This window comes from Micromonospora tarensis, assembly GCF_016803395.1.
Taxonomy (GTDB): Bacteria; Actinomycetota; Actinomycetes; order Mycobacteriales; family Micromonosporaceae; genus Micromonospora; species Micromonospora tarensis.
Map to the genome: position 1 here is coordinate 1 of NZ_JAEVHL010000230.1, position 10,553 is coordinate 10,553.

Consider the following 10,553-nt stretch of genomic DNA (forward strand, 5'->3'; position numbering starts at 1 on the left):
GCCTTACGCCGCCTTACGCCGCGCCGGACGCCACGCCGCCCGCCGGGCCGCCGCCGACCAGGGCAAGCCGCGTCGGTACGGGGCACCGTGCGGCGGCTCAACGGGAGCGCGGACGGCACCCCACCCGGGGGTGCCGTCCGCGTCTGGTCACTGCTCCCGGTAGGTGGCCAGGTCGAAGTCGGCGTACGCGCCGTCACCGCCGAGATCCTGCACCCACAGGCCGAGGAACGCCCCGGTGAAGCCCCAGGCCGCCGGCTCCCCGTCGATGATCAGCGCGGCGTGCTCATCGGACAGGATGGTCGCGTCCAGGTCGACCGGAACCCGCTGCCAACCGGCGCCGAGGTCGTAGTCGAAGCGCACCACCGGCCCGTCGAACACGGCCCGCAGCCCGACCCGGGTGGCACCGCCGACGTCGACGGTCAACTCGGGGTACGCGGTGCGCCGCCCGTTGTCGGAGCTGAGCAGCTCCAGCACCGCCCGCCCGTCGTCGGCCCGGGTCAGGTAGAGGTGATGCCAGTTGAGGGTGTTGTAGTAGGCGGTGATCCCGGCGAGCTGGCGGTGGTCGACCGGGTCGAACTCCACAACCGTTTCGAGGGAGCAGTGCATCGCGCCGACACGTCGCCCGACCAGGCTCGGCGCCTGCCGACCGACCGGCGACTGCCCGCCCTGGACCCGCAGGTGCGACGGACGAGTGGTCAGGTCGATCCAGTCAGCGGTGGCCGGCCGGCGCAGCGTCGACCAGCAGGGGCTCAGCTCGGGGGCGTCGAAGTGATCGGTCTCGGGCTCCGCCGGCCACGGGTGCGCCGGCAGGTCGGGCGCGACGACCTCGTCCGCGGGCACTCCTCCGGCGATCCGGGGCCAGCCACCCTCCGGCCACTCGACCCGCTGGATCGCGGTCTCCCGGCCCAGCACACAACTGCCCAGTGGGGTGTAGGGGCGCCCGACCAGGTGGGCCAGGTACCACTCGCCGTTCTGGGTGCGGACCAGGCTGCCGTGCCCCGCCTTCTGCAGGCGCAGCTCCGGCCGGTTGACCGAGGTGAGCAGCGGCCCGTCCGGGTCCACCTCGTACGGGCCGAACAGCTCCCGGGACCGGGCCACGGTGACCTGGTGCTCCCAGCTGGTGCCGCCCTCGGCGGTGATCAGCCAGTACCAGCCGTCGTGGCGGTACAGGTGCGGACCCTCGGTGACCCCGACCGAGGTGCCGGTGAACAGGATGCGGGGGCTGCCGACGAGCCGGCGGCTGCCGCGGTCGTACTGCTGAATCTCGATGCCGCCGAAGCGGTCCCGGCCGGGCCGCCAGTCCGCGCTCATGCTCAGCAGCCAGGTGCTGCCGTCGTCGTCGTGGAACAGCGCGGCGTCGAAACCGCGACCGTGCAGCTTCACCGGGTCCGACCAGGGGCCGGCGATGTCCTCGGCGGTGACCAGGAAGTTCTGCGGGTCCCAGTAACCGCTGGCGAAGCTGGCGACGTCGCTGTAGACGAGATGGAACTGACCGTCGTGGTACGTCAGGTCGGGCGCCCACACCCCGTTGGAGTCACCGCACCCGCGCAGGTCGAGCAGACGCCGGTCGGTGATGATCCCACCCAGGCTGCGCCAGTTCACGAGATCACGCGAATGGTGCACGAGCACGCCCGGGTACCACTCGAAGGTCGAGGTGGCCAGGTAGTAGTCATCGCCGACCCGCAGGATCGACGGATCCGGGTGGAAGCCGGCGAGGACGGGATTGCGGATCGACCGGGTAGCGGTCGCCACGTTAGCGAGGTCGGTCGACACGAGGGCTCCTCTGCACGGGCTGTCTGGAACTTCCGGAAACTTGCGGTCCCGGATCGCTGGAAGTCCTGCCTACGCTAGCCGGTCTTTTCGCAATAGGACAGAGGTCTTGACCGTTGCGGAAACAGCTCGTAGCGTGCCGGCCATCGACCGGTAATACCGGCGAAGCTTTGAAAGTTCCGGAGATCCATAGGTTTCCACCCCGCCGGCTCGACCGGCGTCCGAGCACCCCGTGAGTCCCCGAAGGGATGGATCATGACCACGCACCTTTCCCGCCGAACGCTGCTCGGCCTCGCCGGTGCCGGCGCCGGCGCATACCTGCTGAGCGCCTGTAGCGGCGACGACAAGTCCAGCGACCCGAACGCTCCGCAGACCATCAACTGGTGGCACATCCAGAACACCGAGCCGATGCTGCCCGTCTGGGCGGCGATGGCCAACGAATACAAGAGCGCACACAGCAACGTCACGTTCACCATTCAGCCGCTGGAGAACGAGGCGTTCAAGGCGAAGCTCACCACCGCCACCCAGGCCGGCGACCCGCCGGACCTGTTCCAGTCCTGGGGCGGTGGCGTGCTCAAGCAGCAGGTGGACGCGGGCCTGGTCAAGGACCTGACCGACGACGTGCAGGACCTGGTCAAGGGCATCCTGCCGGCCGCCATGGAGCCGTACACGATCGACGGCAAGATCTACGGCATTCCGTTCGACATCGGCATGGTCGGCTTCTGGTACAACAAGGAGCTCTTCACCCGCGCCGGCATCACCCAGACCCCCACCACCTGGAACGGCGTGCTCGACGCGGTCCGCAAGCTCAAGGCCGCCGGCATCACCCCGGTCGCCCTGGCCGGCAAGGACAAGTGGCCGGCGCACTTCTACTGGTCGTACCTCGCCATGCGGATCGGCGGGGTGGACGCGCTGCAGAAGGCAGTCGACAGCAAGAACTTCGACACCCCCGACCTGGTCGCCGCGGGTGAGCGGCTCAAGGAGCTCGTCGACCTGCAGCCCTTCCAGAAGGGCTTCCTCGGCGCGGAGTTCGGCTCCCCCGACGGTCAGGCCGCCACCATGGGCAACGGCAACGCCGGGATGGAGCTGATGGGGCAGTGGGCGCCGGCGGTGCAGGCGTCCAGCTCCACCAGCAAGAAGGGCCTCGGCGACAAGCTCGGCTTCTTCCCGTTCCCCTCGGTGGACGGCGGCAAGGGCGCCGCGACCGAGGTCTTCGGCGGTGGCAACGGCTTCGCCGTCGGCAAGGACGCGCCGGCCGCCACCATCGACTTCCTGAAGTTCCTGCTCAACGTCGAGAATCAGAAGCGGTCCGCGCAGACCGGCGCGGTGCTGCCGACGGTGACGGAGGCGACCTCGGCCATCAGCGACGCCAACAACAAGGCCGTCGCGGAGGCCCTGGCCAAGAACACCGGCTTCCAGCTCTACCTCGACCAGGCGTACGCGCCCGCGCTCGGCCAGCAGATCAACGACAGCGTCGCGGAACTGATCGCCGGCAAGAAGCAGCCGGCGGCGATCGTCAAGGACATCACCCAGGTGGCAAAGACCGTCTGATCGTGACCATCCAGCCATCCGTAACCGGCCGTAGAACCCGAGTGGAGCAGGAATGACCAGGCCATCGACCGTGTCGGAGATGAGGCGCGGCGACCCGGCGACCGATCCACCGGCACCGGGGCCGGGCACCGCGCGACAGCGTGGCCGCCAGCCCCGGCCGGGCCGGGCCGGCGTCCTTGCCGTGTTCCTGGCGCCTGCCCTGGCGCTGTTCGTGCTGCTGGTCCTCGCCCCCATCGTGGTGGCCGGCTACGCCAGCCTCTTCAAATGGAACGGCTTCGGGCTGCCCGAGAACTTCATCGGGTTGGACAACTACACCCGTGCCTTCAGTGACCCGACGTTCCGGGGTGACCTGTGGCGTGGGTTCATCCTGGTGGTGCTCTCCCTGGTCGTGCAGCTGCCCGTCGCGCTGGCCCTCGCCATGCTCCTCAACCAGCCACTTCGGGGCCGGGCCATCTACCGACTGATCTTCTTCGCTCCGTACGTGCTCTCCGAGGTCACCACGGCCGTCCTGTTCACCCTGGTGTTCTCACCCAACCGGGGGCTGGGCGAGGGCGTCTCCCGGTGGCTGGGCGCCGACGCGGGCGCGGTCTTCGCCGACCCGGACACCGTGCTGTTCGCGGTCTTCCTGGTGGTGTCCTGGAAGTACTTCGGCCTCTACATGATGCTCTTCCTGGCGGCCCGGCAGGGCATCCCGAAGGAGCTGTCCGAGGCCGCGGTCACCGACGGCGCCACCGCCTGGCAGGCGTTCCGGCACGTCACCCTGCCCCTGCTCGGTCCGACGATCCGGATCAGCGTGTTCCTGTCGGTCATCGGCACCATCCAGCTGTTCGACATGGTCTGGGTGCTCACCGGCGGTGGGCCGATCCACACCTCGGAGACCCTGGCCGTCACGATGTACCAGTTCGGCTTCCGCCGCTTCGAGGTCGGCTACGCGAGCGCGATCAGCATCGTGATGTTCCTGCTGAGCCTCGTCTTCGCCCTGTTCTACCAACGCGTCGTGCTGCGTCGGGACACCGCGGGCGCGATCACCAACCAGGGAGGCCAGCGATGACGGCCACGGCGAGTCGCGCCCAGCGGACCCGCAGCGTCGTGCTGCACATCGTCTGCATCGCCGTCGGCGCGCTCATCGTCGTGCCGGTGTGGTTCGGTGTGCTCGGCGGCTTCAAGGACAACGGCCAGTTGTCCACAAACCCGCTGGGCTGGCCGGACCCCTGGGTGAACAACTACCTCGAGATCCTGAAGAACGGGGTGTTCTGGCGGCAGCTCGGCAACAGTCTGCTGATCGCCGTGACCAGCACCGTCATCGTCGTGGGCGCGGCGGCGATGGCCGCGTTCGTCTTCGCCCGCTACGCCTTCCGGGGCCGCGAGTTCCTGGTGACCCTCTTCGCGATCGGCCTGATGTTCCCGTTCGCGGTGGCCATCCTGCCGCTGTTCGTGCTGCTGCGCGGGATGGGCCTGCTGGACAACCCGCTGGGTGTCATCCTGCCCCAGGCCGCCTTCGGGCTGCCGATCACCATCATCATCCTGCGCCAGTTCTTCCGGACCATCCCGGCCGAGGTCGAGGAGGCCGCCGTTCTCGACGGCTGCGGCTCCTTCGGCTTCTTCTGGAAGGTCCTGCTGCCGATGGCCCGGCCCGCCCTGGCCACCGTCTCGGTGCTGGCCATCGTGACCAGCTGGAACAACTTCATGCTCCCGCTGGTCGTGTTCAGCGACCAGAGCTGGTGGACGCTCCCCGTCGGGGTCCAGGCGTTCCAGGGCATGTACGCCGACGACACGGCCCGGGTGCTCGCCTATGTCGTGCTGTCCATGCTGCCGGCGCTCGGCTTCTACGCCGTGGCCGAACGCCAGCTCATCGGCGGTCTGACCGGCAGCGTCAAGGGCTGACACCGCAGCACCGCGAGCAGTTCTGACGTTTCCAGCACGACGAAGGGGGGACCGTGGGCGCGGAGAACGGCCGAAACGTCACCATCGCCATGATCGCGCGGTTGGCGGGTGTCTCCGTGCCCACGGTCTCCCGGGTCATCAACGGCCGCTCGGACGTCGCTCCCGACACCCGGGAGCGCGTCGAGGCCCTGCTCAGCCGGCACGGCTACCGCCGCCGGTCACCGGCCCGCCGGACCGACGCGGCCCTCATCGACCTGGTCTTCAACGACCTGGACAGCCCGTGGGCCGTGGAGATCATCCGTGGGGTGGAGGACGTCGGCCAGACCAGCGGCGTCGGCACCGTCGTGTCGGCCATCCACTGGCGCATCTCCTCGGCCAAGCAGTGGCTCGACAACATGCGTACCCGCTCCACCGAGGGCGTCATCTTCGTGACCTCCATGGTGAACCCGCCGTTGCAGGCCGAGCTGCGTCGGCTCCACCTGCCGGTCGTCATCATCGACCCCGCCGGAGTGGACCCACAGGAGTCACCCACCATCGGCGCCACCAACTGGGCCGCAGCCTCAGCGCCAACCAGTACCTGATCAGCCTCGGCCACCGCCGGATCGGCTTCATCGCCGGCCCGCCGCACCTGATGTGCAGCCGGGCCCGGATGGACGGCTACCGGGCCGCGCTCGGTGCCGCCGGCATCCCCATCGACGACGCCCTCATCCGACCCGGCAACTTCTACCACGAGGCCGGTTTCAGCGCCGGTACCCAGTTGCTGGCCCTGCCCGACCCACCCACTGCCATCTTCGCCTCCAGCGACCAGATGGCGCTCGGCGTCTACGAGGCGGTCCGCAAGCGCGGCCTGCGGGTGCCCGACGACGTCAGCGTGGTCGGTTTCGACGACCTGCCGGAGGTCCGGTGGTGCTCCCCGCCGCTGACCACCGTCCGGCAACCCCTGGCCGAGATGGGCATGTTGGCCGCACGGACCGTGCTGCGCCTCGCCGGGGGCGAGAAGACCGAGAGCCCTCGGGTCGAACTCGCCACCGAGCTGATCGTCCGCGACAGCGCCGGACCACCCCGGTCGTGATCCTCGCCGGTGGCGCCCGGCGTCACTTCTCCGGATGCCGGCGGACGAAGTCCCGGTAGGTCTCGTTGGCCAGCTCGATCTCCCGGATCTCGGCCTGGCGTAGCTCGGCCGCCGACCGGGCCTGGGCGATGCGCAGTTCGTGCCGCCGGTTGCGGGCCCGGGCCCAACCACGGGACAGACCCCAGACGATCCAGCCGCTGGACGCGACTAGCCCGGTGATGACAAAGGCGAGGAGGAAGTCCATCCCGGCATCCTTTCCGGTCAGCCGACGTCCCGGCGGGCGGCGAGCCAGGTGCCCAGCCCGAACATCAGCACCACGTAGGCGAGCAGCACGGCGACGGGCGGCCCGGCACCGGCCGAATCGATCACCCCGGGCGTGCCGCCCTCGAACTGGGAGCGGGCTCCCAGCGCCCCGGCGAGGGCACCGGAGCTGGGGGCGAGGAGCAATTTCTGGACGACCTCGAGCGGGCTGAGGACGAGGGCGAGGCCACTTATCGCGTTCTCCAGCACGAGCGTCCAGACGAGGCCGACCGCGATGGCGGTGGCGGTGCTGCGGAACGCGATGGCGAGCAGGTAGCCGAGGCTGGCGTGCGCGGCGCAGATCAGCCAGGCCGCCGCGACGGCCCCGGCCAGGTCACCGGCGGGCGGCCAGTCCAGGCCGCGCCCTTCCACGAGCGCGAGCAGTGTCGTCACGACGGCCAACGCGGCGAAGGTGAGGACGACCAGCAGCAGGGTCAGGGCGCAGAGCGCCACGGCGTGGCCGGCGAGCACCTGCGCTCGCCGGGGGCGCTGGGTGAAGATCAGGTTGAGCGTTCCCCACCGGTACTCGTTGCCGACGACGACAGCACCGAGGATCACCACGATCGCCCCGCCGAAGAGCGGGAACAGCGCGATCCCGGTGGGCACGAGCTGACCGGGCAGGACGGCGTCCAGCAGCGACGCCGCGTCCTCGGCCTGCTTCGGGTCGCCGGCGAGCGCCAGGTGCACCAGGTAGGGGACGCCGACACCGAAGGCGAGCGCCATCGCGACCCAGGTGACGGTGACGGCCCACACGGCCGGCCGTTTCCGGTCCGCGAACCAGGCGGCGCGTACCGACGCGATCATCCGCTGCTCCCTGTCGTGCTGGTCAGCTCCAGGAACGCCTCCTCCAGCGAGTGGCGTACCGTGCGCAGTTCACGTACGTCGATGCCGGCCTCGACCAGCGTGCGGTTGAGATCCGCGGCGAGCGCCGGATCGGTGCTGACCCGCAGCGTGCCGTCGACGGCCTCGACGGCCCGGACGCCGCGGTGATCCCGCAGGCACGCCAGGGCCTTGTCGGTTGGGTCGGCGGCGATGAGCAGCTGCCCACCGCCGAGCGCCGCGCGCAGCTCGTCGGCGGTGCCGTCGGCGACGAGTCGACCCCGGTTGAGCACCGCGATCCGGTCGCAGACCTGCTCGACCTCGGCGAGGACGTGGCTGGAGAGCAGCACGGTACGGCCGCGTCGGCCGAGCGAGCGGAGCAGTTCCCGGATCTCCGACACCCCGGCCGGGTCGAGGCCGTTCGTGGGTTCGTCGAGGATCAGCAGGCTCGGCTCCTTCAGCAGCGCGGCGGCGACGCCGAGTCGCTGCTTCATGCCCAGTGAGTACGTCCGGAACGCGGAGCGCGCCCGTTCGGCCAGGCCCACCTCGGCGAGCACCCGGCTGGGCGCGCTGTCCGGTGCTCCCGCGTAGCGGGCGGCCAGCCGCAGATTGTCCAGACCGGACAGGTGGGGGTAGAAGGCTGGTGATTCGATGAGCGCACCCACCCGGCGCAGCTTGTTGGGGGTGCCCGGGGGTTGCCCCAGCACCCGGATCCGGCCGGACGTCGGTCGGACGAGCCCGACCAGCATCCGCATGGTCGTGGTCTTGCCGGCGCCGTTGGGGCCGAGGAAGCCGAAGACCGACCCCTGCGGGACCCGCAGGGTGAGCCCGTCGACAGCTGTGACACCGCCGGGATAGCGCTTGGTCACCTGGTGAACGTCAATGGCGAATCGGTCATTCCCCAACGGACTGGCGCAATCGTCCGATGGTGTGGCGGAATCTACCGCCGGGATTTCGCGTCGCCTTCATCTGACCGGTCCTTACTCATTGCCGACCGCAGCGCAGGGTTAATTGCGCGCTGTCAATTAACTGATCGTTAAGGCAGGTGGGACGGTTGGCGAGGTCGTTCAGCGGGAGGGTTGGCACCGCCGGGACCACCTCGCCTCTGTCTCGATTGGACGCTTCTGACCTGCACTTTGGCCCGACAGCGTCCACAGACTAGCGGAGGATGATCGGGTCCGGTAGGTCCACAGCGGTGCGCCGCAAAAAAATTCTTCTATTCACTCCCGCCACTTCATGACGGGAAACAATATGTTGACGATCGTATTGACCATGGGCAGCATGTAGAAACTTTCGAGTCGATGATGACGCTGGCATAGGAGCCCGGATGAGCCTGCCGCAAGACGCTGCGGAGACCCTGGAAGTCCGACCTAAGCTGCGCCACGATGTGGTCTTCCTGGATGCGCCGGCCGGCGCCTACCTACGCGGTCCGGACACCGCCTTCCTGATCAAGGGAAGGTCCGCGTTCCGCTGGCTGACCACGTTGAGTCCGTACCTCACCGGGGAGCACACCCTCGCGCAGCTCACCGCCACCCTGGACCAGGCGCAGCGGCAGACCGTGCTCACGCTGGTCCGCGCGCTGCTGGCCCGGGGCTTCGCGAAGGACGCCGGCGACCGCAGCGAGGTGCCGGAGCCGGTGGCCCGACGGTTCGCCGCGCAGATCGAGTTCGTCGACCACTTCACCGACGACCCGACCGGCCGGTTCCTGCGGTTCCACACCGCACGAGTGGCGTTGGCCGGTGAGGGAGCGGCGCTGCTCGCCGCGGCGACTGGCCTGCTGCGCAACGGGTGCCTGCACCTCGAGCTGTACCCGGACGACGACCCCGCGCGCTACGCCGAGGCGCTGCGGGCCGAGGTGGCGACGCTGCGCGCGGACGGGTTGGCGGCCGAGGTCCAGGTGCACGACGGGCCGGTCGATCCGAGCGGAGCCGACGCGGTGGTCTACTGCACCGACCGGACCGGCCTGTCCCGGTTGGCCGAGCTGGCCCGCGACTGCCACCGGGACGGCCCGCTGCTGGTCCCCGTGCTCGTCGACGACGAGCGGGCGGTGGTCGGCCCGACCGTCGCGCCGGGGCGGACGCCGTGCTGGCTCTGCGCGCAACTGCGGCTCGCCGCCGCTGCCCCGGCCGACACCGCCGCCGACTTCTGGCGGCACCTGGCCGTCGGCGTCGGCCCCGACGTGCCCGCGCCGTTGCCGGAGGTGACCGCGCGCATGCTCGGCAACGCCGCCGCGTTCGAGCTGTTCCGGGTGCTCACCGGCGCGATGGCGGCGGACTCGGCGGACGCGGTGCTGCTGCTGCGGCGGTCCACCCTGGAGTCCGCCCGGGAACCGGTGCTACCGCATCCGGCCTGCCCGGTCTGCCGGGGCGTGGACGTCGCCGGACCGGAGCAGCCCGGTGGCTCCGACGACGAGACCTACCAGCGGGCCCAGTCGTTGGTGTCGCCGAACGCGGGGGTGTTCACCCGGTTCGTGGACGACCCGCTGGAGCAGGCGCCGCTGAAGACGGCCCGGCTGCGGCTGCCCGGGCCAGGTGGTCCCCGGGAGGTGACCGCGTTCGACGTGCACACCGTGCAGACTGCCCGGCTGGGCGCGTACCGGATCGCGGTGCGCGACCACGCCGCCCGCTACGCCGACCCGCACGACGGCGTGCTCGCCACCGCCCAGGAACTGCGTCGGCGCGGAGAGCACCCGGTGCCCTGGACCGAGCTGCACACCGCCAGCGGCGCGGTGGACGACGACCCGCACCGCCGCTCCGTTGGCTGCCGGCGACCACGCTGGGCGGCACCGAGACGGTGTGGGTGCCCGCCGCGCTGGCGTTGCCCACCTCGACCGCGAACGGCGCGGGCCTCGCCGAGCGGACGGTCGCCGGCGCGGCGGCGGCCGACACGCCTCGACGGTGTCATCGACCAGGGGCTCGCCGACGCGCTGGCCTACCAGGCGTTGACCGGGGCGATGCGTGGCGTCGGTGGGCTCAGCGTGGTCACCGAGGAGGCGTTGGTGGCCGACGACGACACCGCCTTCGTGGTGAAGGCGGCCCACCGCTTCGGCCGCCAGCTGGCGGTCTTCGCGCTCACCGGCGCGGCGCCGGCGCACGCCGTGCTCGCCGTCGTCGACGGGCCCGACGGTCGCGACTGGCGGCTCGCCGGCGGGTTCGAC

The 10,553-nt window shown here is 70.5% G+C and carries 8 protein-coding genes and 1 pseudogene; 5 read left to right on the forward strand and 4 right to left on the reverse strand.

The window, feature by feature from the left end; all coding sequences use genetic code 11:
- Positions 1-147 precede the first annotated feature (147 nt).
- A complete protein-coding gene (locus JM949_RS28995; protein WP_203151349.1) occupies positions 148-1,773 on the reverse strand; it encodes a glycoside hydrolase family 43 protein in 1,626 nt (541 codons plus the stop codon).
- A 252-nt stretch (positions 1,774-2,025) separates the two neighbouring features.
- Here JM949_RS28995 and JM949_RS29000 point away from each other — a divergent pair, with 252 nt between their 5' ends.
- The 4 genes and pseudogenes from JM949_RS29000 to JM949_RS29015 all read left to right on the forward strand — a co-directional run bounded on the left by JM949_RS29000 (position 2,026) and on the right by JM949_RS29015 (position 6,277).
- The gene (locus JM949_RS29000) at positions 2,026-3,321 is read left to right on the forward strand and encodes an extracellular solute-binding protein (RefSeq protein WP_203151350.1); all 1,296 of its coding nucleotides are present in this window, start codon (positions 2,026-2,028) and stop codon (positions 3,319-3,321) included.
- A 79-nt stretch (positions 3,322-3,400) separates the two neighbouring features.
- A complete protein-coding gene (locus JM949_RS29005) occupies positions 3,401-4,372 on the forward strand; it encodes a carbohydrate ABC transporter permease (RefSeq protein ID WP_238434079.1) in 972 nt (323 codons plus the stop codon).
- On the forward strand, positions 4,369-5,205 hold the full coding sequence (locus tag JM949_RS29010) for a carbohydrate ABC transporter permease (RefSeq protein ID WP_203151352.1): 837 nt from the start codon (positions 4,369-4,371) through the stop codon (positions 5,203-5,205). The genes JM949_RS29005 and JM949_RS29010 overlap by 4 nt, the downstream gene beginning before the upstream one ends.
- Positions 5,206-5,294: 89 nt before the next feature.
- Positions 5,295-6,277: pseudogene (locus JM949_RS29015) on the forward strand (LacI family DNA-binding transcriptional regulator).
- Positions 6,278-6,299: 22 nt separating this feature from the next.
- On the opposite strand, the gene JM949_RS29020 reads toward JM949_RS29015, so the two are convergent.
- From JM949_RS29020 to JM949_RS29030, 3 genes are read right to left on the reverse strand one after another with little or no spacing between them, the layout of a single operon-like run.
- Complete coding sequence (locus tag JM949_RS29020; protein WP_203151353.1) at positions 6,300-6,521, reverse strand: hypothetical protein; 222 nt, start codon at positions 6,519-6,521, stop codon at positions 6,300-6,302.
- Between the two features lie 17 nt (positions 6,522-6,538).
- Positions 6,539-7,381: an ABC transporter permease gene (locus tag JM949_RS29025; RefSeq protein WP_203151354.1), complete on the reverse strand. Its 843-nt coding sequence runs from the start codon at positions 7,379-7,381 to the stop codon at positions 6,539-6,541.
- Positions 7,378-8,265: an ABC transporter ATP-binding protein gene (locus JM949_RS29030; protein WP_309232372.1), complete on the reverse strand. Its 888-nt coding sequence runs from the start codon at positions 8,263-8,265 to the stop codon at positions 7,378-7,380. Before JM949_RS29030 ends, JM949_RS29025 begins: the two co-directional genes overlap by 4 nt.
- Positions 8,266-8,723: 458 nt before the next feature.
- Between JM949_RS29030 and JM949_RS29035 the strand changes: the two genes are divergently transcribed.
- The coding region (locus JM949_RS29035; protein ID WP_203151356.1) for a TOMM precursor leader peptide-binding protein at positions 8,724-10,553 on the forward strand (1,830 nt) is incomplete at its 3' end.

Bases quoted from the DNA above. Each gene is read 5' to 3' on its own strand.
- JM949_RS29005 (WP_238434079.1), top strand. From the start codon at position 3,401: ATGAGGCGCGGCGACCCGGCGACCGATCCACCGGCACCGGGGCCGGGC.
- JM949_RS29025 (WP_203151354.1), bottom strand. From the start codon at position 7,381: ATGATCGCGTCGGTACGCGCCGCCTGGTTCGCGGACCGGAAACGGCCG.
- JM949_RS29000 (WP_203151350.1), top strand. From the start codon at position 2,026: ATGACCACGCACCTTTCCCGCCGAACGCTGCTCGGCCTCGCCGGTGCC.
- JM949_RS29010 (WP_203151352.1), top strand. From the start codon at position 4,369: ATGACGGCCACGGCGAGTCGCGCCCAGCGGACCCGCAGCGTCGTGCTG.
- JM949_RS29020 (WP_203151353.1), bottom strand. From the start codon at position 6,521: ATGGACTTCCTCCTCGCCTTTGTCATCACCGGGCTAGTCGCGTCCAGC.